Source organism: Klebsiella sp. 141161 (assembly GCF_050600815.1).
Taxonomy (GTDB): domain Bacteria; phylum Pseudomonadota; class Gammaproteobacteria; order Enterobacterales; family Enterobacteriaceae; genus Klebsiella; species Klebsiella aerogenes.
In genome coordinates, this window is sequence record NZ_JAQIRN010000009.1 from 80895 (window position 1) to 106318 (window position 25424).

At 55.8% G+C, this 25424-nt stretch carries 23 protein-coding genes and 1 tRNA gene; 16 read left to right on the forward strand and 8 right to left on the reverse strand.

Annotated elements, in window-relative coordinates; all coding sequences use genetic code 11:
- Positions 1-57 precede the first annotated feature (57 nt).
- Positions 58-1686: an ABC transporter substrate-binding protein gene (locus tag PGR79_RS20655; protein WP_430922427.1), complete on the forward strand. Its 1629-nt coding sequence runs from the start codon at positions 58-60 to the stop codon at positions 1684-1686.
- A gap of 143 nt (positions 1687-1829) precedes the next feature.
- Positions 1830-1917, forward strand: a tRNA-Ser gene (locus PGR79_RS20660).
- Between the two features lie 82 nt (positions 1918-1999).
- Here the strand turns inward: PGR79_RS20660 and PGR79_RS20665 are convergent.
- From PGR79_RS20665 to cynR, 4 genes are all read right to left on the reverse strand, one after another.
- Positions 2000-2932 (reverse strand): LysR family transcriptional regulator, encoded by a 933-nt coding sequence (locus PGR79_RS20665; RefSeq protein ID WP_113374272.1) that lies wholly within the window; start codon positions 2930-2932, stop codon positions 2000-2002.
- A 195-nt stretch (positions 2933-3127) separates the two neighbouring features.
- Positions 3128-4432 (reverse strand): PQQ-dependent sugar dehydrogenase, encoded by a 1305-nt coding sequence (locus tag PGR79_RS20670; protein WP_087858117.1) that lies wholly within the window; start codon positions 4430-4432, stop codon positions 3128-3130.
- Positions 4425-4862, reverse strand: coding sequence for a DUF2231 domain-containing protein (locus PGR79_RS20675; RefSeq protein WP_087858116.1), 438 nt, complete (start codon positions 4860-4862; stop codon positions 4425-4427). The genes PGR79_RS20670 and PGR79_RS20675 overlap by 8 nt, the downstream gene beginning before the upstream one ends.
- 220 nt (positions 4863-5082) lie before the next feature.
- The gene (cynR, locus tag PGR79_RS20680) at positions 5083-5970 is read right to left on the reverse strand and encodes a transcriptional regulator CynR (protein ID WP_430922430.1); all 888 of its coding nucleotides are present in this window, start codon (positions 5968-5970) and stop codon (positions 5083-5085) included.
- Between the two features lie 109 nt (positions 5971-6079).
- Between cynR and PGR79_RS20685 the strand changes: the two genes are divergently transcribed.
- Together PGR79_RS20685 and cynS are read left to right on the forward strand one after the other, a co-directional pair.
- Positions 6080-6730: a carbonic anhydrase gene (locus PGR79_RS20685; RefSeq protein WP_113374301.1), complete on the forward strand. Its 651-nt coding sequence runs from the start codon at positions 6080-6082 to the stop codon at positions 6728-6730.
- Between the two features lie 33 nt (positions 6731-6763).
- Positions 6764-7234, forward strand: a complete 471-nt coding sequence (gene cynS / locus PGR79_RS20690) for a cyanase (RefSeq protein ID WP_271032286.1) — start codon at positions 6764-6766, stop codon at positions 7232-7234.
- A 51-nt stretch (positions 7235-7285) separates the two neighbouring features.
- On the opposite strand, the gene PGR79_RS20695 is transcribed toward cynS, so the two are convergent.
- From PGR79_RS20695 to PGR79_RS20710, 4 genes are all read right to left on the reverse strand, one after another.
- Complete coding sequence (locus PGR79_RS20695; RefSeq protein ID WP_430919345.1) at positions 7286-8299, reverse strand: LacI family DNA-binding transcriptional regulator; 1014 nt, start codon at positions 8297-8299, stop codon at positions 7286-7288.
- 29 nt (positions 8300-8328) lie between these two features.
- On the reverse strand, positions 8329-9729 hold the full coding sequence (locus PGR79_RS20700) for a sucrose-6-phosphate hydrolase (protein WP_430922432.1): 1401 nt from the start codon (positions 9727-9729) through the stop codon (positions 8329-8331).
- Complete coding sequence (locus tag PGR79_RS20705; RefSeq protein WP_430922434.1) at positions 9729-11099, reverse strand: sucrose-specific PTS transporter subunit IIBC; 1371 nt, start codon at positions 11097-11099, stop codon at positions 9729-9731. The genes PGR79_RS20700 and PGR79_RS20705 overlap by 1 nt, the downstream gene beginning before the upstream one ends.
- 114 nt (positions 11100-11213) lie before the next feature.
- The gene (locus PGR79_RS20710; RefSeq protein WP_087858111.1) at positions 11214-12137 is read right to left on the reverse strand and encodes an aminoimidazole riboside kinase; all 924 of its coding nucleotides are present in this window, start codon (positions 12135-12137) and stop codon (positions 11214-11216) included.
- A gap of 1236 nt (positions 12138-13373) precedes the next feature.
- Between PGR79_RS20710 and flhD the strand changes: the two genes are divergently transcribed.
- The 12 genes from flhD to cheZ all read left to right on the forward strand — a co-directional run bounded on the left by flhD (position 13374) and on the right by cheZ (position 25312).
- Positions 13374-13724, forward strand: a complete 351-nt coding sequence (flhD, locus tag PGR79_RS20715) for a flagellar transcriptional regulator FlhD (protein WP_015367348.1) — start codon at positions 13374-13376, stop codon at positions 13722-13724.
- Between the two features lie 2 nt (positions 13725-13726).
- Positions 13727-14308, forward strand: coding sequence for a flagellar transcriptional regulator FlhC (gene flhC / locus PGR79_RS20720; protein ID WP_045397765.1), 582 nt, complete (start codon positions 13727-13729; stop codon positions 14306-14308).
- A gap of 141 nt (positions 14309-14449) precedes the next feature.
- Complete coding sequence (gene motA / locus PGR79_RS20725; protein WP_015704927.1) at positions 14450-15340, forward strand: flagellar motor stator protein MotA; 891 nt, start codon at positions 14450-14452, stop codon at positions 15338-15340.
- Positions 15337-16260 carry a flagellar motor protein MotB gene (gene motB, locus PGR79_RS20730; RefSeq protein WP_042892855.1) on the forward strand — a complete coding sequence of 308 codons (924 nt, stop codon included), beginning with the start codon at positions 15337-15339 and terminating at the stop codon, positions 16258-16260. The genes motA and motB overlap by 4 nt, the downstream gene beginning before the upstream one ends.
- The gene (gene cheA / locus PGR79_RS20735) at positions 16257-18215 is read left to right on the forward strand and encodes a chemotaxis protein CheA (RefSeq protein WP_087858110.1); all 1959 of its coding nucleotides are present in this window, start codon (positions 16257-16259) and stop codon (positions 18213-18215) included. The genes motB and cheA overlap by 4 nt, the downstream gene beginning before the upstream one ends.
- Before the next feature lie 33 nt (positions 18216-18248).
- Positions 18249-18749 carry a chemotaxis protein CheW gene (cheW, locus tag PGR79_RS20740; RefSeq protein WP_087858109.1) on the forward strand — a complete coding sequence of 167 codons (501 nt, stop codon included), beginning with the start codon at positions 18249-18251 and terminating at the stop codon, positions 18747-18749.
- A gap of 132 nt (positions 18750-18881) precedes the next feature.
- A complete protein-coding gene (locus PGR79_RS20745) occupies positions 18882-20552 on the forward strand; it encodes a methyl-accepting chemotaxis protein (protein WP_047065481.1) in 1671 nt (556 codons plus the stop codon).
- Positions 20553-20635: 83 nt separating this feature from the next.
- Complete coding sequence (locus PGR79_RS20750) at positions 20636-22246, forward strand: methyl-accepting chemotaxis protein (RefSeq protein WP_047065479.1); 1611 nt, start codon at positions 20636-20638, stop codon at positions 22244-22246.
- A gap of 28 nt (positions 22247-22274) precedes the next feature.
- Complete coding sequence (cheR, locus tag PGR79_RS20755) at positions 22275-23147, forward strand: protein-glutamate O-methyltransferase CheR (RefSeq protein WP_113374266.1); 873 nt, start codon at positions 22275-22277, stop codon at positions 23145-23147.
- Complete coding sequence (locus PGR79_RS20760; protein WP_045397782.1) at positions 23147-24196, forward strand: protein-glutamate methylesterase/protein-glutamine glutaminase; 1050 nt, start codon at positions 23147-23149, stop codon at positions 24194-24196. Before cheR ends, PGR79_RS20760 begins: the two co-directional genes overlap by 1 nt.
- A gap of 71 nt (positions 24197-24267) precedes the next feature.
- Positions 24268-24657, forward strand: a complete 390-nt coding sequence (cheY, locus tag PGR79_RS20765; RefSeq protein ID WP_015367338.1) for a chemotaxis response regulator CheY — start codon at positions 24268-24270, stop codon at positions 24655-24657.
- A gap of 10 nt (positions 24658-24667) precedes the next feature.
- Complete coding sequence (gene cheZ, locus PGR79_RS20770) at positions 24668-25312, forward strand: protein phosphatase CheZ (protein WP_113374265.1); 645 nt, start codon at positions 24668-24670, stop codon at positions 25310-25312.
- Positions 25313-25424 lie beyond the last annotated feature (112 nt).

The following is a 25424-nucleotide window of genomic DNA, read 5'->3' on the forward strand; positions in this document are numbered from 1 at the left end:
ATGTCAGTCAGCGACTAAGTGTGGAAGGGGTATCAACGAAGCATAAAGGCAAGGGAAATGAAACTACAACAATATAACCACATCACGCACGCATTACTGGTCTTGGGGTTACTCGGCAGCGCGGCCGCGGCAATGGCCGCCCAGGTCCCGCAGGGTACCGAACTTGCAGCAAAACAGGAGCTCGTCAGGAACAACGGTAATGAACCCGCCTCGCTCGATCCGCATAAGGTCGAAAGCGACGTTGAGTATAATATCATCAGCGATCTGTTCGAAGGGTTGGTGAGCGTTTCTCCGCAGGGCGAGATTCAGCCGCGGCTGGCGCTGAAGTGGGAGAATAAAGATAACCTCGTCTGGACTTTCCATCTGCGCCCTGGCATCACCTGGTCCGATGGGACAGCAATTACCGCGCAGGATATCGTCTGGAGCTGGCAGCGGCTGGTCACGCCGACCACCGCTTCGCCGTACGCCAGCTATCCGGGTAATATGCATATCGTTAACGCCCGCGATATTTCGGAGGGAAAACAGTCGCCGGAAACTCTCGGCGTAAAAGCGCTGGACGATACCACGCTGCAGGTCACGTTGGATCAGCCTAACGCCGCCTTCCTCGCAATGCTTGCTCACCCGTCGCTGGTGCCTATTGATAAGGTGCTGGTGGAGCGCTTTGGGGATAAATGGACTAAACCGGAACATATTGTCACCAGCGGCCCTTATACGCTTTCGAAGTGGGTCGTCAACGAGCGCATCGTGGCGCAACGCAATCCTAAGTACTGGGATAATGAACATACGGTAATCAATAAAGTGACCTATCTGCCGATTACTTCCGAAGCGGCGGATGTGAATCGTTATAAAGCCGGTGAGATAGATATTGTTTATACGCTGCCGGTGAACCAGTTTGCGTTACTCAAGAAAACGATGGGCTCGCAGCTGAATGTTTCTCCACAGCTGGCGACCTACTATTACGAACTCAATACCACTAAACCGCCCTTTAATGACCCCAGAGTGCGACGGGCGCTCAACATGGGGCTGGATAAAGATATCATCGCCGATAAGGTGATGGGGCAGGGGCAGCGTCCGGCATGGCTGATTAGCCAGCCCGATATCGGCGGCGTTACGCTTAAACAACCGGATTACGCCAGCTGGCCGCGCAACAAACGCATTGCCGAGGCAAAAAAACTGCTTAACGAGGCGGGCTTTAACGAAAGTCATCCGCTGGTCTTTAACCTGCTTTATAACACCTCGGAGACGCACCAGCGCATTGCCATCGCCGCCAGTTCGATGTGGAAGAAAAATCTTGGCGTAGAGGCGAAGCTGCAGAATCAGGAGTGGAAGACCATGCTGGATACCATGCATACGCATAATTTTGATGCTGTGCGTTATGCCTGGATCGCGGATTATGACGATGCGGCGTCATTCCTCAATAACTTCCGCACCGGCGACAGCGAAAACACCAGTCAGTACAGTAACCCGGCCTATGATAAAGCGCTGCATGACGCGGCGAAGGCGGCGGATGCCGCCGCGCGAGGCAAATTCTATCAGCAAGCGGAGGATCTGTTGGCTGAGGATGTGCCCGCGATTCCGGTTTATCACTACGTGCGTACCCATTTAGTGAAGCCGTGGGTCGGTGGGTTCGAGCCGGATAAGCTGGGCTATTACTACACCAAAGATATGTACATCATAAAACACTGAGTCAAAGGGCGTTCTTAACGCCGAATTTCTGCGCAAACTGCCTGAAATTCAGACGAATAACGCAGATTTGTTTGTTTTTAAGGCAGTTGAACAAAATGATGCTTTACAGCATCGGCAGAGGTGTTTATAGTGCGCCCCATACCGGAAGCGTGGCCGAGCGGTTGAAGGCACCGGTCTTGAAAACCGGCGACCCGAAAGGGTTCTAGAGTTCGAATCTCTACGCTTCCGCCAAATATGAAAAGGGGTTACCGAAAGGTAACCCCTTTTTGCTTTGGGTTCCTCCGGCACATCCCTGCTTCACCTATTCTCGTCATTAATGAGTCTCCACCTCCCAGTAGGGCGGCATCCCAATCTTTTCAACCATAAAGTCGATAAATGCCCGGACTTTATGCGGCACTCTCCTGTTTTGCGGGTAGAGCATCCAGATGGCGGTTTCGCTGGGGAACATACTAAATTCCCACTCCGGGAATACCCGTTGAATGAGCCCTTGTTCTTCAGCCTGCTGCGATAGCCAGTTCGGTAAAATCGCAATCCCGGTGTGATTGACGCAGGCATAAAGCATGGCGGCGCTATCGCTAACGCTCAGTCGGTAGTTAATCGGGATGCGCTGCCATTCATCTTCTGAACCCATCTTACGCGTATACCAACCGGCGCCATGCAGACGAGAAAACATCACGATATCGATCTGCTGTTGATCGGCGCCCGGCGTGGCAGAAGGGCGGTTTTCCGCAATCCACTGCGGGCTGGCCCAGGCTGAGCGCGTTTGCGAAGCCAGTTTACGGGCATGAATCGATGAGTCAGGCAAAACACCGATGCGAATACTCAGGTCGATGCGCGTTTCAATCAGGTCCTGCACTTCATCGTTAAAACTGATATCCAGCGAAATGTTGGGGTGCAGACGAAGAAATTCATCCACGAAAGGCATCACGTGCAGACGGCCAAAGGTACTGGGGACGCTTAACCGCAGCAGGCCGGAAGGCTGTTTATCCAGTGCGGAAGTTAACTGGCGGGCTTCCTCCCATTGTAATAACAGTTGTTGGGCGTGCGAGTAAAAAAATGCCCCGGTTTCGGTTAATGCTAATCCACGGGTAGAGCGGTTAAACAACGTCACCTGTAAATACGCTTCCAGCTCGGAAATATGGCGAGAGACGGTGGATACTTCGATATTTAAGGCTTTGGCGGCAGCGCTGAAACTTTTATAGTCAGCGGCGCTAACGAAAGTTCTGATTGCGGATAAATGGTTCATCTGGTCTACGTCTCATTGATGATGAATGTTTCTCAGCAACCTATTCTGGTGTAGCCAACTACAATAGCGGTCCTGATGTCACAGCTTATCACTTTGTTTCTCTAATTATTCCCGGCAATATCTAAGGATAATTATTATGAGGGTATAAAAAAGGCTTCCCTGACTGCGGGAAGCCGGATAATTGATAGTGATATTTTATTTTGCGCTGACGCGCCAGACGGTATTACCGACATCGTCGGCAATGATTAACGCCCCTTCATTATCCTGCGCGAGTCCGACCGGCGCGCCGTACAGTTCTTTCTCATCGCGCGAGACAAAGCCGGTGACTACACTCTCTGGTTTACCGACGGGTTTGCCGTCTTTAAAGGCGACGAAGCTGACTTTATAGCCATTCAGCGGCGAACGGTCCCAGCTGCCATGCTCGCTGATAAACACGCCGCCCTGATAGGTTTGTGGCAACATGTTTCCGGTATAAAACAGCATTCCCAACGGCGCAACGTGGGAACTCAGGGCATAATCCGGCTTGATCGCTTTGGCGACCATGTCCGGGCGCGGCGGCTGTACGCGGCGGTCAACGTGCTGTCCGAAATAGCTCCACGGCCAGCCATAAAACCCGCCATCCTGTACCGAAGTCAAATAATCAGGTACCAGGTCGGCGCCGATTTCATCGCGCTCGTTGGCAATAGCCCAAAGCTTGCCCGTCTGCGGTTCCCAGCCGAGTCCGGTAGGATTCCTGATCCCGCTGGCGAAGATACGGCTTGCGCCGGTGGCCGTATCAACCTCCAGAATGGTGGCGCGACGATATTCAATATCCAGGCCATTTTCGGTGATATTACTGTTCGAGCCGACGCCCACATACAGCTTCTTACCATCCGGGCTTGCCAGTAACGCTTTGGTCCAGTGGTGATTGACGGTGCTGGGCAGGTCCGCCAGCTCGCTCCCCGCATCGCTGATACGTGTCGCCCCCGGCTGGTAGTGATAACGCATGATGTTGCCGGTATTGGCGACGTAAAGATTATTGCCGATTAGTTGGACACCGAAAGGCGAGTGCAGATGTTCAAGGAAAATATGTTTTTCCCAGCCGCTGGCGTTTTTACGCAATAGCGTAATGCGATTCCCGCCTTTTCCGCCTTTACCTGACTGATTTTTCACTATCCCGGCAATCAGCTGCTTCGGCGTAGTCAGCGGCTCCTCGCCAGGGCCGTTGCTTTCAACGACCAGCACATCGTTATTTGGCAGGACATAGACCATTCTGGGATGCAGGAATCCGTCGGCTATTTTTTCTATTTTCAGCCCCTGGGCAACCGCCGGTTGTCCATCTGTCTTCCAGCCTACGCCGCGGGGAACCTGCATCGGCGGCATCAGGAAATCCTGGGCCTTCGGCATTACGGGATCGGGCCCTACCTGCTGATCCGGGCTAAGTTTCGCTTTCTCATCGCATCCGGACAGGGCAAGCGCGGTGGCGAGCATAACGGGCAGGGGCAGTAGTAATTTATTCATGGCGAATCCCCTTATTATTAGCCAGGCAAGTGGAGCTGATAATATTGGCGACAAGCAGACAGATAACGGTAATCGATGAATAGATAACGTTCTGCGGCGCAATTGCCCATGCGTCGCGGCTATGAACAAAACAGTTTACCAACGCGGCAATAATAGCGATGAGATTTAGCCAGAAATCAATTTTTGCTGCCGGGCGTCGAGGAGTAAAAAACCAGACCTGCACCAGATTAATCAACCGCGGAATGATGGCAAAAATAAGGCCAAGGGCAATAAGCCAACTGGCGCTTTTTCCCCACATCACGTTAGTACTGTAGAGGTAAATAATATCGAAGATAAGACCGGCGATAAAAAAGCCGTAAGGCACCGGATTGAGTAGATTATATATGACCATCGCAAGGCTATTACCTCGGTCATGAGAGCGTTCACTCATTGTCAATTCCTTGTCAGGGGGAATAAGGTAGGGTGAAAATAATGCTGACGTTGAAGCCGGAATATTGAATACCGCTTAGCAGATAAAATTATACATATCGTTAACAATTTCAGTATGCCAATCGCGGGAAATCTGTTTTGCGCAAATGGTCATACTGGCTACGGTAAGATTGTTGCAGTAGGGAGGAGGCGGGCCAGATGCTGACCGCGCCATGGTACGCTTAACTTTCTATTCGGGCAGCCAGCTGCTGGGCCATGTCGGCGAAAATCCTCGCCGCGGCTTTTGGTCGGGCGCCTTTGCGCTGCATTAACACCGCGGTTCTCTCAAGCGTTGCTTCCTCCAACAACTTGGTCACCAGGCCAGTGCGCTGGGCGGCGACATTCAGCGGCAGAATGGTCACTAATTGGGTTCGCTGGATGATATCGAGGATGGCATTGATCGAATGCATTTCTATGGTTACCCGCGGGTGGAAACCGGCGTGCTGTAAGCAGTGGTCAATTTGCAACCGGGTGGCGAAATGATGGTTGAGCAGAATAAATTCCTCCGCGGCCAGCTGGCGCAACGAAAGGGACTCTTCGCGGGCCAGCGGGTGATGGTTCGCCACAACCAGCGCCAGCACTTCCTGTAGCAGCGGGGTGGAAACAATGTCTGGTGTAACTCCCTCGGCAAAGGCAACGCCAATATCCAGCTCATTTTCCAGCAGCATGCCCTCCATTTTCTCCTGCGACATCTCCTGTATATCCAGCGTGATATGCGGATAACGCGCATGAAATTCAGCCACTAACGGCACGACGAAATAAGAAGTAAAGGTGGGCGTCACGGCAATGCGCAGAGAACCGCGACTGAGGTCTTCGACATCATGAATGGCGCGTTGGCCCTCATCCAGCAGCTGAAATGCCTGATGGGCATACTGCAAAAACACCTCGCCCGCATCCGTCAGGTGAATATACCGGCCGCTACGATCAAAAAGCTGCGCATCCAGGCTCTCTTCTAGCATCCTGATTTGCTGTGAGAGCGCCGGTTGTGAAATATGCAGGGCTTCCGCCGCGCGGGTAAAACCCTGATGTTCGGCGACGGCCAGGAAGTATCTAACATAGCGAATATTCACGCTTTCAATCCATAAGTTTTTTGGATGAATTTGATTATAAACAAGACTTTTATTTTATGCCATGCGCCGCGTAACCTCCCTGTCATTCCACAGCGAGGTAGACATTATCATGAAAGAAATCATTGATGGTTTTCTTAAATTTCAACGTGATGCATTTCCTGAACGCGCTGAACTGTTTAAAAGTTTAGCCTCCCGGCAGAGCCCCAGTACGCTGTTTATTTCCTGTTCCGATAGCCGGATGGTTCCTGAATTGGTCACCCAGCGTGAACCCGGCGATCTGTTTGTCATCCGTAATGCCGGCAATATTGTCCCTTCTTACGGTCCGGAGCCCGGCGGCGTGTCGGCATCGGTGGAGTATGCCGTAGCTGTCCTGAAGGTCGCGGATATTGTGATTTGCGGCCACTCCGATTGCGGGGCGATGACGGCAATTGCGCAGTGTAGCTGTCTGGATCATGTGCCCGCCGTTAAGCACTGGCTGCAATATGCGGATTCGGCAAAAGTGGTCAACGATGCCCGCGAGCATCGCGACCCGCAGGCCAAAACCGCGGCGATGGTGCATGAAAACGTGATTGCCCAGTTGGCGAATATTCAAACTCACCCTGCGGTACGCCTGGCGCTTGATGAAGGACGTCTGACATTACATGGCTGGGTGTATGACATTGAAACGGGGGAGATTGCCGCTTATGACGGCAATACCAGAGCTTTTATTTCGCTGGCCGGTCATCCGGATACCCGAGCGGTGCCGGTTTACGGTCAGTAATTTCATTTCACTACGATATAACGAGGTAACACTATGATTCAGTCACAAGTCAGCCGCGAAGTTCGTCTGGAGTTAGCGAATAAAATTTTGCTGATTAAAGCCAAAAAGGATCTCTCCTTTGCACAGCTTGTTGAAGGCACTGGTTTATCAGAAGCCTTTGTCACGGCCGCGCTGTTGGGGCAGCACCCGCTGCCTGTCGAAGTCGCGAAAATGGTAGGCGCAAAACTGGAGCTCAACGATGATGATATTTTGCTGCTGCAAACGATTCCGGTCAGAGGCTCTATTGAGGACCGCGTGCCGACGGATCCGACCATGTATCGCTTCTATGAAATGCTGCAGGTCTACGACACCACCCTGAAAGCGCTGATTCATGAAAAATTCGGCGACGGGATTATCAGCGCAATTAATTTTAAGCTGGATGTGAAAAAAGTCAGCGATCCGGAAGGCGGACATCGCGCGGTGATTACTTTCGATGGAAAGTATCTGCCAACGAAACCTTTCTGATGACAATTAATCGTTAACAGTACGGGCCTGAACCACGATCCAGGCCCGTTGTTATCTGGCGGGTTGATAACGCATTTGCAGCGTGGCTGGCAGATAACGCTGCAGCTGCTGTGGCGTTTTACCGTCGATCAACTGACTGATGAGATCGTAGCAGTGCCAGGCCAACTGGCGGTTGTCCTGCTGTATGGTATCGATGCGCAGCGACAGCGAATCATACAAATAGTGGTCATCGAAGCTGGCCAGATGGATCCCGGAGTCCAGCAGGTTATGCTGGCTCATATAGCGTAGTACCCCTTCCAACAAGCCGCAGGCGGCGGTAAACAGCGCCCTAGGAGGCCGCCCGAGACGGGCGCACAGCGCGGCAAACATCTCATAGCCAGAGCTTGGGTGATAGTTGCCGTTGATAATCCACTCCGGGCGCAACTCAACGCCTGCCTGGGCTAGTCCCTGACTAAATCCGGCCAGCCTATCGCGTGAGGGTGAGAGCCGCGGCTGCCCGCCGAGAAACCAGAACTCATCCGGATGTTGTCCGGCGATACGGGCGATAAGTTCCGCCGTTGGCGCCAGTGAATCGGTCATCACTAACGGCAGGGCGCTATCGTTTGGATTGCGATCGAACAGCACCACCGGCAGCTGTTCGCTGAGCTTCAGATAGTCGGCGTCGCTATGCATGCAAGAGGCGACAATTAAACCATCGACCTGACGGGCAATCATATTATTGACCACCATGCTCTCCTGACCGGGATTCTCATCGGTGCAAGAGATAAGCAGCTGTACGCCGGCTTCTCGGCACAGGGTTTCCAGCTCGTGAGAAAAAACGGCAAAACCATAGTTGGTGATCTCGGGTACCACCAGACCAATGGTATGGCTGCGGCTATCGCGCAGTGAACGGGCGTGAATACTCGGCTGGTAGTGCTGCTCGCGGGCGATAGCCAGCACCCGTTCGCGCGTCTCTTGCGCCACGCGCAGCTCTTTGCCGCGACCGTTCAAGACCAGGCTGGCGGTGGCTTTAGAGACGCCAGCCAGTTCGGCGATATCTTTTATGGTAATGCGTTTGGGTTTCATCACGAGCCAGGCGCCTGAAAGCAAAACGCTTATTCTACCATGCATGGCCGCAGCGGCCAGCAGCAGAATGCCACCGGCGTCGCGCCGCCGAATACCAGTTTACCTGGATAATCGGCAAAGAAGCGGCTGCTCATCGCCCCCGCGCCATCATTAATAAAGATCTCGACGCTGGATCGATCGATGAGGATCTGCAGTTTATGCGCCGCGCCGCGCCAGTAACGGTAATCGACAGTATCAGCTATCAGGCTTCGACGGGCCAGGCGTACGCCGCGGCTGTCCAGCGAAAGCTGCAGCGCACCCGCGAAATCCAGCGTCAGCGCATCGCCTGGCGCAACCTCGAAGGCGAGTTCCATCGGCTGCAGCGCCAGCGGTTCGGGCTGCCAGTCCTGCGCCTCGCCGCGAAGCGCCGCCAGTTCGCGCACGGGATTTTGATACAGCGTGCCGTGGCGCCAGCTGAGTTCCCGCAGGCAGGTCATCTGATGGATCCAGCCGTGGGCCCGCGTAGGTTGCTGCATCTCTTCTCCGTCGGGAACGCCCATCCAGCCAACCAGCAGACGGCGGCCATCCTCCGCCAGGGTGGTTTGCGGCGCATAGAATTCGAAGCCGCTATCCAGCTCTTCGATCGCGCCATGTCGCCAGGTGGCGGCGGTTTGGTCGAAATGGCCCTGCATCCAGACTGCCGGATAGGTGTTCAGGAAGCGCTGTGCCTCACGCGGAAATCCCTGCGGGCAGCTCAGTAAAATATACCGATCGCCGAGCGGGAACAGATCCGGGCATTCCCACATATAGCCGGCGTCTTTCAGGCCGTTAAGTCCGTTACCGGCTATTTCGCCATGGCTATTCCACTGCATCAAATCAGCGGAGCTGAATAGCAGAACCTTGCCGCGGTCGGCCAGATCGCGCGCGCCCAGCACCATCATCCAGCGTTCGCCATCGCGCCAGACTTTGGGGTCTCGCACGTGGCCGCTATAACCTGCTGGCAGCGCCAGCACCGGGCCTTGTTTACGAAAAGTACCGTCGGGATTTTGCGTCGCCAGACACTGCCAGGCGGTACGGCTACCATCGCTAAATTTCACATTACCGGTGTAGCAGAGCGTCAGGACGCCGTTGTTATCTACCGCGCTGCCGGAGTAGCAGCCGTTGCGGTCGTATTCTTCGTCTGGCAGCAGGGCAATCGGTTCATGCCGCCAGTGCAGCAGATCCGGCGAACTCCAGTGCCCCCAGCCTTTATAGCTGTGATCGCAGGCAAGAGGATTCCACTGATAAAAAAGATGATAGCGACCGTCGAAGTGGATAAAACCGTTTGGATCGTTCAGTAGCCCGCATACCGGCGCCAGATGCCACTGCGGATAGTGGTTATCCCGCAGCGCGCGCGGCTGGTGGTTCATGACGGCCTGCAGGACCATCGGTAACAAAGAAGGCTGCGGCATTATTCAGCATCCGTTTTGTATTTGAGCGTCAGCGAAACGATAAAGGCGACCACAAACGCGATAGCCAGTCCGATGATGTAGTTAAGCAGGGAACTGGCCTGTACGATAGCCATTCCGGGGATGGCGGTCAGGCCGACGGCGGTCATATAGACGTGCATGGAGACCACCCAGGCGCCACCCGCCGCGCCGCCAATCAATGCGGCGATAAATGGCTTAACGAAGCGCAGGTTGATGCCGAATATCGCCGCTTCGGTGATGCCTAGCATTGCCGAAAAGGCGGAGGGGAGGGCAATGGCTTTCACTTTTACATCTTTGGTTTTAAACCACACCGCCAGACAGGCGCCGCCCTGGGCAATATTAGCCATCGCCCAGATAGGCAGCAGGAAATTGACGCCGATCGACGGGTTGCCGAGCAGCCCGGCTTCGATGGCATGGAAGCTGTGGTGAATACCGGTAATAACAATCACCGAATACAGCCCACCGAACAGCAGCCCCGCCAGCCAACCGGCGTGGGCAATGAGCGTGCTGAGAATAAAGGAGATGCCGTCGCCGAGCGCGCGACCGGCCGGGCCGATAATCAACAGGGCGATAAAACCGGAGATAATAACCGTCAGGAACGGCGTGAGGATCAGATCCAGCGCGTCGGGAATCAGGCGTCGCAGTTGCTTCTCAAGCTGGCTCATAAACCATACCGCCAACAGCACCGGGAATACCGTCCCCTGATAACCGATCATCGCCACCTCGAGGCCGAAGAAATTCATGGTGTGGAAGCCCGAAGCCACTCCCCAGGCGTTGGTCAGCGCCGGGTGGGTAAGAATACCGCCGAGGGTTGCGCCAAGATAAGGGTTGCCGCCGAATTCACGCGCGGCGGTAAACCCGATCAGGATTGGCAGAATAATAAAAGCGGCCGAACTACACATATCGAGGATCAGGTAGATGGCGTTACCCGGATCGACCCAGCCGTAGGTTTTCACCATTCCCAGCAGTCCCATCAGCAGGCCGGAGGCGACGATAGCCGGGATAATGGGCACAAAGATGTTCGACAGCAGGCGAGCGATCCGCTGGAACGGATTCAGTTTTTTCGCCGCCAGGTCTGCGGCCTCGGATTTGCTCGACTCGCTGATACCGGCCGCCTGAATAAAGGCGGCATACACTTTATTAACCACGCCGGTACCGAAGATGATTTGCATCTGCCCGGCGTTGCGAAAGCAACCTTTTACCCCCTCAATTTTTCCGATGGCCTGCTGGTCGGCGAGCGCGTCATCGACCAGTACCAGACGCAAGCGGGTGGCGCAGTGCGCGGCGCTGGCGATATTTTCTTTGCCGCCGAGCAGCGGCAGCAGCGCGCGAGAAATCTGTTGAAAATCCATAGTACCCTCTACAAAGTCTGTCATCATCATGGGCTATTGGGGGCCTGGAATGCCCCGAATCGCCGCTTTGCTAATTTTGCTAAAACGTTTTAATTATTTTGCCTGCTTACATCGTTAAAACTGGCGGTTCACATCGCTCTGATACGGTAAGGCGGTCATCGCGCCTTTGGCGGTAGTCGCCAACGCGCCACAAGTTTGCGCCAGCGCGACGATCGGCTCCAGCGCGGTGACATTGTCAGGAAAGCCGTGTGCGCAGAGGCTGGCGAGTAGCCCGGCAACAAAGGCATCGCCGGCTCCAGTGGTATCAACGCTGACCACCGGACGGGCCGGGAAGTGAATATGCTGCTGATGGAACACTGCTTGTACTCCGGCTTTTCCTTGCGTGACCAGCAGCAGTTTTGGCTGAAAGTGCTCGCGGACTCGCGCAATACCGCTGGCAATATCATCGCTACCGCTGATAAAGGCCAGTTCCTCTTCCGACAGTTTCACCACGTCAGCCAATGCCAGCGCCCGTTCGAGACAACGGCGTAACAGCTGGGGATCCTGCCACAGATCGCTGCGGATATTAGGGTCGAAGCTGACGCTGCCGCCGGCGCGTTTAATCTGTTCCATCGCCGTAAAGGCGCTGCTACGGCTGGGTTCGGCGCTGAGGGCGATAGAGCAGACGTGCAGCCACTGCCCGGCCGCGAATTGAGGGAGATCGCCTGGTTGTAAAAAAAGATCGGCGCTCGGACGAACCATAAAGGTAAAGGTTCGTTCGCCGTGTTCATCCAGCGCCACCACGACGGTTGAGGTGCGCTGTGCGGGGTCTAAAGAAAGGTGGCTGATATCCACGTTCTCTTGTCGTAGCGTCTGGCGCATAAAATGGCCAAAAGGGTCATCGCCGACCCGGCCGATGAACCCGCTATTGCCGCCAAGACGCGCGACGCCGACCGCAACGTTAGCCGGTGCGCCGCCCGGACACTGTAATAAGCGGCCATCGCCCTCAGGCAGCAGATCGACGACCGCATCGCCGAGTACCCATACTTTACTGATCATACTTATAATCCTTGTAGCTAAACTTTGTTAAACCGGTTTAGCTAATTTAAACATAACCGAAAATCCAACGGAACGCGGAAGTGATGAAAATGCGATCGGCAACGATAAAATGTGATCCAGCCGCGATATTGCGCGCTTATCGCTTTACTACAGCGCTGCAAATGTCTTTGTCATTTTCACCTACCAATAATAAGGGGAGGGGGCAGAGCGATAGGTCGCTTATTGCCGAAGGAAAAATCCTCATATATCTATTTATTATTATTACTTCGCCGTATTTATACGGTTTAAAAATATATTCTTGATGGCTTTAAACTTGGGCTCAACGTCGTTAATTAATTCTCGATTTTTATTATTACAATGTGTTAATAAGCTCGTTTCGTTAAAGGAATGTTAGAAAAGTAACCCGGCGGAAATACCCATTTTGGGTAATGCGCCGGGCCGTAATTGTTATCGAAATTTTATCCATATCTGCAGGAGTTCAGCCACGAGAAGATGCGGGAAAATAGCGTCAGGCGCCGCGATATGAGGTTGTTAGATTGTATTTTGTACAATCATCCGCGCTGAAAGACTAGCCGATACCATCGCTTTATTGTACGTTTTTTATACTTTTTCCATAGGTGCTATTCGAGTATTAGATCTAATATCCCTGTATTACACCATGGTTATTTTTTACGGTGAAAACTAATGATTTGCGTTGAATTTACCGCTTGTTCAGATTTTTATTCTTCAATTTTTATAATGTTATTTTTTTGTTCTAAATGTACCAAAAAAAACTAATAGTAATGGTTGATAACACTTTTTTTAAGGTAATTCATTTACTTGTGATCGTTAAATGATCGAATGTTGGTTATAAAGTGATCGAAATGAGGTGTTGTTACCGGTATTATTTTTTGTTTTTGTGATCTATATCTCATTACATTCAAAATTTCCCCATACTTAATTGTGTGTGCTAATGATTCGGGAGTAGAGTTGCGCCGCCTTAAGAATATTCTTATAGAATTTCTAAAAATAGTTTCATGGCAATTCAACTCTCTCGAAGCAAATTCTTTACATCCTCCACTCCGGTTTGCACCTGTAACAAACTATTAACAGTGGGGCGAATTTGACGATTAGCTGAATTTTTAGCTATCGCGAGTGAGTGTTTTAATTGCCTCTTGGGGAAATAACTGAGGTCACGGGCGATTAAGTAACACGCCACGTGTATGTTTTCTAACATGGCTTATCGGGATAGGGATTATGGGTACCTCCGAATTACTTAAGCATATTTATGACTTCAACCTGTCGTATTTATTTTTAGCACAGCGGCTGATCAACGATGAGAAAGTGTCCGCGATGTTTCGTTTGGGAATTGACGAAACCATGGTTGATACCCTGGCGCAACTGACGTTACCGCAGATGGTGAAACTGGCTGAAACTAATCAGCTGGTGTGCAATCTGCGCTTCAGCGACCATCAGACTATCGAGCAATTGACCAAAGAGTCGCGCGTTGATGACCTCCAGCAGATCCATACCGGTATCCTGCTTTCCAGTCACCTGCTGCAAGAGCTCCGCGCCAAAGAAGGCGCTGCAGCGAAGAAAAGTGTTTGATAATGGCTGAGAAAAGTATTGTTCAGGAAGCGAAGGATATTCAGCTCGCCATGGAGCTGATATCTCTCGGCGCGCGTCTGCAGATGCTGGAGAGTGAAACTCAGCTCAGCCGTGGGCGCTTAATCAAACTTTACAAGGAGCTGCGCGGAAGCCCGCCGCCGAAAGGGATGCTGCCGTTCTCGACCGATTGGTTCATGACCTGGGAGCAGAATATTCATTCGTCGATGTTCTACAACGCCTATTTGTTCCTGCTGAAGAGCGGTAAATGCAGCGGAGTGGAAGCGGTGATCAAAGCCTATCGCCTGTATCTCGAACAGTGTCCGCAAGAAGCGGGCGAAGCGCCGCTACTGGCGTTGACCCGCGCCTGGACGCTGGTGCGCTTTGTTGATAGCGGTATGCTGCAGCTCTCCGCCTGCAATAGCTGCGGCGGCTCATTTATCACCCACGCGCATCATCCGCAGCACGATTTCGTCTGCACATTATGCCAACCGCCTTCACGCGCCGTAAAAAGACGTAAACTTTCTCCGCAACTGGCCGATATAACCTCTCAACTGCTGGACGAGCAGGCTAAACGCGTCATGTAAGTCGCCGTTCCGACGACTTACGGCAATCCATTTCGACGTGTAATACGCAGGGGCGGCATGCCGCCCCCCATTCCCCGCCTGGTGTACGCCAGGGCGCGTTTGCCTCGCCCGCCATCCACATTGTTAATTTGAGGTATGCGTGTGCTAGTGATATTGGGTTATCTCGTGGTCCTGGGAGCGGTATTTGGCGGTTATTTGCTGGTGGGCGGCCACCTTGGCGCGCTGTACCAGCCGGCGGAATTCCTGATTATCGGCGGCGCCGGCATCGGCGCGTTTATCGTCGGCAACAACGGCAAAGCCATCAAATCTACGCTGCGGGCGTTGCCCAAAATGGTACGTCGCTCCAAATACAGCAAGGCGCTGTATATGGATCTCATGGCGCTGCTGTTCCTGCTGCTCGCTAAATCCCGTCAACAGGGGATGTTGTCGCTTGAGTTCGATATCGACAATCCTCAGGAAAGTGAAATTTTCGCTAATTATCCGCGCATCCTTGCCGATAACCATCTGGTGGAGTTCATAACCGATTATTTACGCCTGATGGTGAGCGGCAACATGAATGCTTTTGAAATTGAAGCGCTGATGGACGAAGAGATCGAAACCTTCGAACAGGAGAGCGAAGTGCCCGCCGGCAGCCTGGCGATGGTCGGCGACTCTCTGCCGGCATTTGGTATTGTCGCGGCGGTAATGGGGGTGGTGCATGCGCTGGCCTCGGCGGACCGCCCGGCGGCGGAGCTCGGGGCGCTTATCGCCAACGCGATGGTGGGGACTTTCCTCGGCATTCTGCTGGCCTATGGATTTATCTCGCCACTATCCACGCTGCTGCGGCAAAAAAGCGCCGAGACCGTCAAGATGATGCAGTGCATCAAGGTGACGCTGCTCTCCAGCCTCAACGGCTACGCGCCGCAAATCGCCGTCGAATTTGGCCGCAAAACGTTATACACCACCGAGCGCCCGTCGTTTGTTGAGCTCGAAGAGCACGTGCGCCAGGTCAAAGCGCCCGCCGCGCAGGCGACGGAAAGCGAAGAAGCATGAAACATAATCACCCGGTGGTACTGGTCAGAAAACGAAAATCGCACCAGCCTGCGCATCACGGCGGCTCGTGGAAGATTGCCTATGCCGATTTTATGACGGCGATGATGGCCTTCTTTCTGGTGATGTGGCTGCTGGCGATCGCCAGCCCGCAGGAACTGACGCAAATAGCCGAATATTTCCGTACGCCGCTGAAAGTGGCGCTGACCAGCGGCGATAAAAGCAGCTCGGAAAGCAGCCCGATCCCCGGCGGCGGCGAAGACCCGACCCGTGAAGTCGGGTTGGTCAGCAAGCAGATCAATACCGCGGATAAACGCGCCGAAGAGCTACGGCTTAACAAACTGCGTGACAAGCTCGATCAGTTGATTGAGTCAGACCCGCGCCTGAAGGCACTTCGTCCGCATCTGCTGATCAACATGATGGACGAAGGCCTGCGCATTCAGATTATCGATAGCCAGAATCGCCCGATGTTTAAAACCGGTAGCGCTCAGGTTGAAAGCTATATGCGCGATATCCTGCGAGCGATTGCGCCAATCCTCAATGATTTGCCGAACAAGATAAGCCTCTCCGGGCATACCGATGACATCCCCTACGCCAGCGGCGAACGCGGTTACAGCAACTGGGAGCTGTCGGCGGATCGCGCCAACGCCTCGCGCCGCGAGCTGATTGCCGGCGGCCTGGCGGAAGGGAAGGTGCTTCGGGTGGTCGGTATGGCGGCAACCATGAGCCTGAAGCAGCACGGCGCTGATGATGCCATCAACCGCCGCATTACCGTACTGGTGCTTAACAAAGAGACCCAGCAGAGCATCGAACATGAAAATGGCGAAAGCAATGCGCTGGAGATTAGCCAGCCGGATGCGCTGCCAAAGCTGGTCGCGCCCGCGCCGGTTAACCGCGATTCACACCCTGAGGTGACCCCATGAGCATGGATATTAGCGCTTTTTATCAGACTTTTTTTGATGAAGCAGATGAGCTGCTGGCAGACATGGAGCAACACCTGCTGGAGCTGGATCCGCAGGCCCCCGATATCGAACCGCTAAACGCTATTTTTCGCGCGGCGCACTCGATCAAAGGCGGCGCGGCGACGTTTGGCTTTTCCGTATTGCAGGAAACCACCCATCTGCTGGAGAACCTGCTCGACGGCGCCCGGCGCGAGGAGATGCGCTTGAGCACCGAAATTATCAATCTGTTTCTGGAAACCAAAGATATTATGCAGGAGCAACTGGACGCCTATAAAACCTCGCAGCAGCCTGACGCTGAGAGCTTTGACTATATCTGCCAGGCGCTGCGGCAGCTGGCGCTGGAAGCGCAGCAGCAGGACGCGCCTGCCGCGCCGCCCGTCGTGGCCCAGCCTGCGCCGACGGCCATCGCCGGCGGTATGCGCGTGAGCTTAACCGGGCTTAAAGCCAATGAAATTCCGCTGATGCTGGAAGAGCTTGGCAACCTCGGCGAGGTTCAGGATCCCCTGCAAACTGACAATAGCCTTGAGGTGACCCTGCTGACCACCGCCAGCGAAGAGGATATCTGCGCGGTGCTCTGTTTCGTTCTTGAGCCGGAACAGATCAGCTTTACCACGCCGCCAACCACTGCCGCTAAACCATCGCCGTCGGCTGAAGCTGTGCCGTCGCCGGTCGTCCAACCGCAGCCTGCTGCCGTCGAGCCGCCTAAAGCGCCGAGAGCGAAGGCCAGCGAATCGACCAGCATTCGCGTGGCGGTGGAGAAAGTTGACCAGTTGATTAACCTCGTCGGCGAACTGGTGATCACCCAGTCCATGCTGGCGCAGCGCTCAGGTAACCTGGATCCGGTAACCCATGGCGATCTGCTCAATAGCATGAGCCAGCTGGAACGTAACGCTCGCGACCTGCAGGAATCGGTGATGTCGATTCGCATGATGCCGATGGAATATGTATTCAGCCGCTACCCGCGGCTGGTGCGCGACCTGGCCGGCAAGCTCAATAAGCAGGTGGAACTGACGCTACAGGGCAGCTCTACCGAACTTGATAAGAGCCTGATCGAGCGCATTATCGACCCGTTAACCCACCTGGTGCGTAATAGCCTCGACCACGGTATTGAAGATCCGCAAACCCGTCTGGCGGCAGGTAAGTCTGAGGTGGGCAATCTGATTCTTTCCGCTGAACATCAGGGCGGCAATATCTGCATCGAAGTGATCGATGACGGCGCCGGACTCAATCGCGAAAAAATTCTCGCCAAAGCGGCGGCGCAGGGGCTGGCGGTCAGCGACAGCATGAGTGATGAAGAGGTCGGAATGCTCATTTTCGCGCCGGGCTTTTCGACCGCGGAACAGGTGACCGACGTCTCTGGCCGCGGCGTCGGCATGGACGTCGTGAAACGGAACATCCAGGAGATGGGCGGTCACGTTGAAATCCATTCCCGCGCGGGCAAAGGAACCTCGATTCGTATTTTGCTGCCGCTAACGCTCGCCATCCTCGACGGCATGTCGGTCAAGGTCAATGAAGAGGTCTTTATTCTGCCGCTCAACGCGGTGATGGAATCGCTGCAGCCGCAGGCCGAAGACCTGCATCCGATGGCCGGCGGCGAGCGGATGCTGCAGGTTCGCGGTGAGTATCTACCGCTGGTGGAGCTCTACCGGGTGTTTGACGTCGCCGGGGCTAAAACCGAGGCTACTCAGGGCATCGTGGTGATTCTGCAAAGCGCCGGCCGCCGCTACGCGCTGCTGGTGGATCAACTGATTGGCCAGCATCAGGTAGTGGTGAAAAACCTGGAAAGCAATTATCGCAAAGTGCCGGGAATTTCCGCGGCGACGATCCTCGGCGACGGCAGCGTGGCGCTGATCGTCGACGTGTCGGCGCTGCAAATGCTCAACCGGGAAAAGCTGCTGAGCGCAGCGGCCGCATAACGACTCATCTCATAAAATTAACAGGTGCAGACCATGGCAGGATTAGCAACCGTCAGCAAATTGGCTGGCGAAACGGTAGGTCAGGAGTTTTTAATTTTTACCCTCGGTAATGAAGAATACGGCATCGATATTCTGAAAGTGCAGGAAATCCGCGGCTATGACCAGGTGACGCGTATCGCCAACACCCCGGATTTCATCAAAGGTGTCACCAATCTGCGCGGGGTGATCGTGCCGATTATCGACCTGCGGGTAAAATTCGCCCAGCAGGGCGTCTCTTATGATGAAAACACGGTGGTTATCGTGCTTAACTTCGGCCTGCGGGTGGTGGGGATTGTGGTCGACGGCGTCTCCGACGTGCTGTCTCTCACCGCTGAACAGATCCGCCCGGCGCCGGAATTCGCGGTGACGCTGGCGACCGAGTATCTCACCGGTCTTGGCGCGCTCGGCGAACGCATGTTGATTCTCGTCGATATCGAAAAGCTGCTCAGCAGCGAAGAGATGGCGCTGGTCGATAACGTCGCCAAAAGCCACTAATCTACCGGGCGCGCTCTGCCGCGCCCGGTAAAAATAGTCCTCGCCTGGCATAAAGTTCCCCTCCCGCGCGCCGATAACCCTTTCAGTCACATACGTAAAGCCTGGCCGTTCAGGCTTCCAGGAAGGGGAAACATGTTTAATCGTATTAAGGTCGTCACCAGTCTCTTATTAGTGCTGGTGCTATTTGGCGCATTGCAGCTGATTTCGGGCGGTCTGTTTTTTTCGTCGCTGAAAAGCGATAAAGAGAACTTCACCGTTCTGCAAACCATCCGTCAGCAGCAGTTGCTGCTAAGTGAAAGCCGGGTCGATCTGCTGCAGGCGCGTAACTCCCTGAACCGCGCAGGGATCCGCTACATGATGGATACCAACAAAATCGGCAGCGGCGCGACTATCGACGAGCTGCTGGCGAAAGCGAAAGAAGAGCTGGCGCGCGCCGAACGTAACTACGCCGCCTATGAAAAAATCCCGCAGGACCCGCGTCAGGATCCGCAGGCGACGGAAAAGCTTAAGCAGCAGTATGGCATCCTGTACGGCGCGCTGTCGGAGCTGATCCAGCTGCTGGGCGAGGGTAAAATCAACGCCTTCTTCGACCAGCCGACGCAAAAATACCAGGACGATTTCGAGCAGACTTATAACGCCTATCTGCAGCAAAACGGCAAGCTGTACCAAATCGCCGTTGACGGTAGCAACAGCTCTTATAGCTCGGCGATCTGGACCTTAATTGTGGTCATCATCGTGGTGCTGGCGGCGATCGTCGGCGTGTGGATGGGCATCCACCATATCCTGGTGCGCCCGCTGAACCGCATGATTGAACACATTAAACGTATTGCCTCCGGCGACCTGACCCAGCCTATCCCGGTGACCAGCCGTAATGAAATCGGCGTGCTGGCCGCCAGCCTCAAGCACATGCAGAACGAGCTTATCGAAACGGTAAGCGGCGTGCGTCAGGGGGCGGATGCCATCTATAGCGGCGCATCGGAAATCGCCGCCGGGAATAACGATCTCTCTTCGCGCACCGAACAGCAGGCGGCATCGCTGGAAGAGACTGCCGCTAGTATGGAACAGCTGACGGCGACGGTGAAACAGAACGCCGAAAACGCGCGTCAGGCTAGCCAGCTGGCGCTGAGCGCCTCCGAAACAGCGCAGAAGGGCGGCAAAGTGGTGGCTAACGTGGTGGAAACCATGCACGACATCGCCAGCAGCTCGCAGAAAATTGCCGATATCACCGGCGTTATCGACGGTATCGCCTTCCAGACCAACATCCTGGCGCTTAACGCCGCGGTAGAAGCGGCGCGCGCTGGTGAACAGGGTCGCGGCTTCGCGGTCGTGGCGGGCGAAGTCCGCAACCTGGCGCAGCGCAGCGCCCAGGCGGCCAAAGAGATCAAAGCGCTGATCGAGGACTCGGTCAACCGCGTGGATATGGGCTCGGTACTGGTGGAAAGCGCCGGCGACACCATGGGCGACATCGTCAATGCGGTCACCCGCGTGACCGACATCATGGGCGAAATCGCCTCTGCTTCCGATGAGCAGAGCCGCGGTATCGACCAGGTCGGCCAGGCGGTAGCGGAAATGGATCGCGTCACCCAGCAGAACGCCTCGCTGGTGGAAGAGTCGGCCTCCGCCGCCGCCGCGCTGGAAGAGCAAGCCAGCTTGCTGACGCAGTCGGTTGCCGTCTTCCGTCTGAAGTCGGAAGGGCAGGAAGAGTATAAAGCGCCGGTCAGCAATAAAACCGCGCCTGCCGCCATCGCTACGCATAAAAAAACCAGCGCCAGCGACTACCAGGATAACTGGGAGACGTTCTAACGGGTACCGGCCGCCGCATCCCTACACGCGGCGGCCTCTCTTGCGTTGTAAGCCGGCCAAGACCGGCTACCAAGGAGATTGCTATGTTTAACCGAATCCGTATCTCTACCAGTCTTTTCCTGCTGCTGATCTCCTTTTGCATCATGCAACTGATCAGCACCGGGCTCTCTTACGTCGCGCTGCGCGCCGACAACCACAATCTTGAACGTATTACCGTCAGTAGCCAGCAGCGCGATGCGCTTAGCCTCAGCTGGGTATCGCTGCTACAGGCGCGAAATACCCTTAACCGTGCCGGTACCCGCGCGGCGCTGAAGGTGCCGCAGGAGCAGGTGGATGCGCTGATGGGCGGCGCCCGCAGCTCGCTGCAAAAAGCCGATCTCTACTTTAACCAGTTCCTCGACACGCCTCGCGTGGATGAGCAGGAGCAGCAGTTGGCCGATGCCACGCGCGACAGCTACGAGAATCTGCGCGGCGCGCTGCGCGAGCTGATCGTGTTCCTCGAAAATCGCAACCTGCAGGCCTTTATGGACCAGCCGACGCAGAAAATACAGGACCGCTTCGAGGCCGACTTTGTGCAATATCTGCAGCTGGCGAAGGCGACGACCGATGAAGCCAGCGCCTCCAGCCAGCGGGCCTACGGCTGGTCAATCTGGTTGGTTGCCGGGGCTGTGCTGATGCTCTTGGTGGTCACCCTCAGCGCGATGTGGTGGCTGCGAACCATGCTGGTGCAGCCGCTGAATATTATTCGCGGCCACTTTGAACGTATAGCCAGCGGCGATCTTTCCGCACCGATTGCGGTCTATGGCCGCAACGAAATCAGCCAGCTATTTGCCAGCCTGCAGCGCATGCAACAGTCGCTGATTGGTACCGTCGGCGCGGTGCGCGACGGTGCGGAGTCGATTCTTATCGGCCTGCAGGAGATTTCAGAAGGCAACAACGATCTCTCCTCGCGCACCGAACAGCAGGCGGCTTCGCTGGAAGAAACCGCCGCCAGTATGGAGCAGCTAACGGCGACGGTAAAACAGAATGCCGATAACGCCCGCCAGGCATCGCAGCTGGCGCGTGATGCTTCTTCAACCGCCGCCAAAGGCGGCGAGCTGGCGGATGATGTGGTCACCACGATGCACGACATCGCCAACAGTTCGCAAAAAATCGGCGCGATTACCAGCGTCATCGACGGCATCGCCTTCCAGACCAATATTCTGGCGCTCAACGCGGCGGTGGAGGCGGCGCGCGCCGGTGAGCAGGGGCGCGGCTTTGCGGTGGTGGCCGGTGAGGTGCGCAACCTGGCCAGCCGCAGCGCCCAGGCGGCAAAAGAAATTAAGCTGCTGATCGACGAATCCGTTAGCCGCGTCAAACACGGCTCGGTGCTGGTGGAAAATTCCGGCGCCACTATGCAGGACATCGTGCGCTCGGTAACCCGGGTCACCGACATCATGGGCGAAATCGCCTCCGCCTCCGATGAGCAGAGCCGCGGCATTGAGCAGGTGACGCAGGCGGTAACCCAGATGGATCAGGTGACGCAACAGAACGCCGCCCTGGTGGTGGAATCGGCTTCCGCCGCCGCTGCGCTGGAAGAGCAGGCGATTACCCTCGCCGATGCAGTGGCGGTATTCCGTCTGGCGGACGACAACTTCGTCGCGCCGGAAACCTCATCCACGGTAAAGGAGACCCTGGATTGTCAAACCGCATAAACCGCTCGTATTTTGCCGGTGCGTCGGCATGAAGCAGACAACATCAACCGCGCCGCGCGAAAGCGGCTCGGCGCTGGCGCAGATGGCCCAGCGTCTGCCGCTCTCCGACGCGCATTTTCGCCGCATCAGCCAGCTTATCTATCAGCGCGCCGGGATCGTGCTGGCGGCGCATAAGCGCGAGATGGTGTACAACCGGCTGGTGCGCCGTTTGCGTCTGCTGGGCATTCATGATTTCGGCGACTACCTGGCGTTGCTGGAAAGCGACCCGCACAGCGCCGAGTGGCAGGCGTTTATCAATGCGTTGACCACCAACCTGACGGCCTTTTTTCGCGAGGCGCACCACTTTCCGATTCTGGCGGAGCATGCGCGCTCGCGTCCCGGGAACTATAGCGTGTGGAGCACCGCCGCCTCGACCGGCGAAGAACCTTATTCCATCGCCATTACGCTCGGCGATGCGCTCGGGGAACGTGCGGGCAGTTGCCAGGTCTGGGCCAGCGATATTGACACCCAGGTACTGGAAAAAGCCGAAGCGGGGATTTATCGCCATGACGATCTGCGCACTCTGACGCCAATCCAGATGCAGCGCTATTTTCTGCGCGGCACCGGGCCGCATCAGGGGCTGGTGCGCGTGCGTCAGGAACTGGCGGCGCGGGTCAACTTCCAGCCGCTGAATCTGCTGGCGCCGGAGTGGGCGCTACCGGGACCGTTCGATGCGATTTTTTGCCGCAACGTGATGATCTATTTCGATAAGCCGACGCAGGAGCGCATCCTGCGCCGCTTTGTCCCCTTGCTTAAACCGGGGGGGCTGCTGTTTGCCGGTCACTCAGAGAATTTCAGCCAGATCAGCCGGGATTTCTACCTGCGTGGACAGACCGTGTATGGGCTGACCAAGGAGAAGTGATGAGTAAAATCAGAGTGTTATGTGTTGATGATTCGGCCCTTATGCGCCAGCTGATGACCGAGATCGTCAACGGCCACGCCGATATGGAGATGGTGGCGGTGGCCCCGGACCCGCTGGTCGCACGCGATCTGATCAAAAAATTTAACCCGCAGGTGCTGACGCTGGACGTCGAAATGCCGCGCATGGACGGCCTCGATTTCCTCGAAAAACTGATGCGCCTGCGGCCGATGCCGGTGGTGATGGTTTCGTCGCTGACCGGTAAAGGTTCGGAAATTACCCTGCGCGCGCTGGAGCTGGGGGCGGTGGATTTCGTCACCAAACCGCAGCTCGGGATCCGCGAAGGCATGCTGGCCTACAGTGAACTGATCGGTGAAAAGATCCGCACCGCCGCGCGGGCGCGGCTGCCGCAGCGCGCCAATGGCCAGCCGCCGGCTATTTTAAGCCACGGACCGCTACTGAGCAGCGAGAAGTTGATCGCCATTGGCGCTTCCACCGGCGGCACCGAAGCCATTCGTCAAGTGCTACAACCGTTGCCGGCCACCAGCCCGGCGCTGCTGATCACCCAGCATATGCCGCCGGGATTTACCCGCTCGTTCGCCGAACGGCTGAACAAGCTGTGCCAGATCACGGTGAAAGAGGCGGAAGAGGGCGAACGCGTGCTGCCGGGACACGCCTATATCGCGCCTGGGGATCGCCATCTGGAGCTGGCGCGTAGCGGCGCTAACTATCAGGTCAAGCTGCACGACGGCCCGGCGGTGAATCGCCATCGCCCATCGGTGGATGTGCTGTTTCGCTCGGTGGCCCGCCACGCCGGGCGCAATGCGGTGGGGGTGATCCTCACCGGCATGGGCAACGACGGCGCGCAGGGAATGCTGGAGATGCATCGCGCCGGGGCCTATACCCTGGCGCAGAGCGAAGCGAGCTGCGTGGTGTTCGGCATGCCGCGCGAGGCCATCGCCAGCGGCGGGGTCAGCGAAGTGGTTGAGCTGGAGCGCATGAGCCAACGCATGCTGGCGCAGATAGCCGGCGGCCAGGCGCTGCGAATTTAATTTCACGCCGCCGGGATGTCCCGGCGGCGTGGTGTGACGTGAGTTAAAAATGACACTGTTCAGGGGTAGTAATGGCAGATAAGAATCTCCGTTTTCTGGTCGTCGACGACTTTTCCACCATGCGTCGTATCATCAGAAATTTGCTTAAAGAGCTCGGTTTCAACAACGTCGAAGAGGCGGAAGATGGCGCAGACGCGCTCAATAAGCTGCGGGCCAGCAGCTTTGATTTCGTGGTCTCCGACTGGAATATGCCCAACGTCGACGGTCTGGAACTGTTGCAAACCATTCGTGCCGATGCCGCGCTGGCGGCGATGCCGGTACTGATGGTGACGGCGGAAGCGAAAAAAGAAAATATTATTGCCGCCGCGCAGGCAGGCGCCAGCGGTTATGTGGTGAAACCTTTTACGGCGGCGACGCTGGAAGAAAAGCTCAACAAGATTTTCGAAAAATTGGGCATGTAAGGAGAGGGCGATGAGAGAGATTCCAATGCCTGCCAGCGATGCAGCGACCGCGGGAGAGATAATCTCCCGTATCGGCCAGCTCACCCGCATGCTGCGCGACAGCATGCGCGAGCTGGGGCTCGATCAGGCGATTGCCCAGGCGGCCGAGGCGATCCCGGATGCCCGCGACCGCCTTGATTACGTTGTCACCATGACGGCGCAGGCGGCGGAACGGGCGTTGAGCTGCGTGGAGGCGGCGCAGCCGCGCCAGGCCGAACTGGAGTCCGGCGCCAGCGCGCTAAAATCGCGCTGGGATGAGTGGTTCGCCAATCCGATCGAACTGGACGACGCGCGCGCGCTGGTGACCGACACCCGTGAGTATCTGGAACAGGTGCCGGGCCATACATCCTTTACCAACGCCCAACTGATGGAAATCATGATGGCGCAGGATTTCCAGGACCTGACCGGTCAGGTTATCAAGCGCATGATGGACGTGGTGCAGGAAATTGAAAAGCAGCTACTGATGGTGCTGATGGAAAACATGCCGGAACCGCCGGTGAAAGAGAAACGGGCCAACGATAGCCTGCTTAACGGCCCGCAGCTTGATCAGAACGGCGTCGGCGTTATCGCCAACCAGGCGCAGGTTGACGATCTGCTCGATAGTCTCGGTTTCTGACCAGGCGGGGCGCAGGATGCTGCGCCCCAGCCTCCTTTCCCTCATCCGTGAAATAACCCCTCTTTTTCGCCGTTGTTCCGCCAATGACTTCGCCAATTTTTTGGCATGCTGA

What these genes read in the sequence shown, in the direction of transcription:
- PGR79_RS20655 (WP_430922427.1), top strand. Translation starts at nt 58, where the DNA reads ATGAAACTACAACAATATAACCACATCACGCACGCATTACTGGTCTTG.
- PGR79_RS20750 (WP_047065479.1), top strand. Translation starts at nt 20,636, where the DNA reads ATGTTTAACCGAATCCGTATCTCTACCAGTCTTTTCCTGCTGCTGATC.
- flhC (WP_045397765.1), top strand. Translation starts at nt 13,727, where the DNA reads ATGGCTGAGAAAAGTATTGTTCAGGAAGCGAAGGATATTCAGCTCGCC.
- flhD (WP_015367348.1), top strand. Translation starts at nt 13,374, where the DNA reads ATGGGTACCTCCGAATTACTTAAGCATATTTATGACTTCAACCTGTCG.
- cheR (WP_113374266.1), top strand. Translation starts at nt 22,275, where the DNA reads ATGAAGCAGACAACATCAACCGCGCCGCGCGAAAGCGGCTCGGCGCTG.
- cynS (WP_271032286.1), top strand. Translation starts at nt 6,764, where the DNA reads ATGATTCAGTCACAAGTCAGCCGCGAAGTTCGTCTGGAGTTAGCGAAT.
- PGR79_RS20665 (WP_113374272.1), bottom strand. Translation starts at nt 2,932, where the DNA reads ATGAACCATTTATCCGCAATCAGAACTTTCGTTAGCGCCGCTGACTAT.
- PGR79_RS20710 (WP_087858111.1), bottom strand. Translation starts at nt 12,137, where the DNA reads ATGATCAGTAAAGTATGGGTACTCGGCGATGCGGTCGTCGATCTGCTG.
- PGR79_RS20745 (WP_047065481.1), top strand. Translation starts at nt 18,882, where the DNA reads ATGTTTAATCGTATTAAGGTCGTCACCAGTCTCTTATTAGTGCTGGTG.
- cheZ (WP_113374265.1), top strand. Translation starts at nt 24,668, where the DNA reads ATGAGAGAGATTCCAATGCCTGCCAGCGATGCAGCGACCGCGGGAGAG.
- motB (WP_042892855.1), top strand. Translation starts at nt 15,337, where the DNA reads ATGAAACATAATCACCCGGTGGTACTGGTCAGAAAACGAAAATCGCAC.
- PGR79_RS20700 (WP_430922432.1), bottom strand. Translation starts at nt 9,729, where the DNA reads ATGCCGCAGCCTTCTTTGTTACCGATGGTCCTGCAGGCCGTCATGAAC.
- PGR79_RS20675 (WP_087858116.1), bottom strand. Translation starts at nt 4,862, where the DNA reads ATGAGTGAACGCTCTCATGACCGAGGTAATAGCCTTGCGATGGTCATA.
- cheW (WP_087858109.1), top strand. Translation starts at nt 18,249, where the DNA reads ATGGCAGGATTAGCAACCGTCAGCAAATTGGCTGGCGAAACGGTAGGT.
- PGR79_RS20685 (WP_113374301.1), top strand. Translation starts at nt 6,080, where the DNA reads ATGAAAGAAATCATTGATGGTTTTCTTAAATTTCAACGTGATGCATTT.
- cheY (WP_015367338.1), top strand. Translation starts at nt 24,268, where the DNA reads ATGGCAGATAAGAATCTCCGTTTTCTGGTCGTCGACGACTTTTCCACC.
- PGR79_RS20695 (WP_430919345.1), bottom strand. Translation starts at nt 8,299, where the DNA reads ATGAAACCCAAACGCATTACCATAAAAGATATCGCCGAACTGGCTGGC.
- PGR79_RS20705 (WP_430922434.1), bottom strand. Translation starts at nt 11,099, where the DNA reads ATGGATTTTCAACAGATTTCTCGCGCGCTGCTGCCGCTGCTCGGCGGC.
- PGR79_RS20760 (WP_045397782.1), top strand. Translation starts at nt 23,147, where the DNA reads ATGAGTAAAATCAGAGTGTTATGTGTTGATGATTCGGCCCTTATGCGC.
- PGR79_RS20670 (WP_087858117.1), bottom strand. Translation starts at nt 4,432, where the DNA reads ATGAATAAATTACTACTGCCCCTGCCCGTTATGCTCGCCACCGCGCTT.
- cheA (WP_087858110.1), top strand. Translation starts at nt 16,257, where the DNA reads ATGAGCATGGATATTAGCGCTTTTTATCAGACTTTTTTTGATGAAGCA.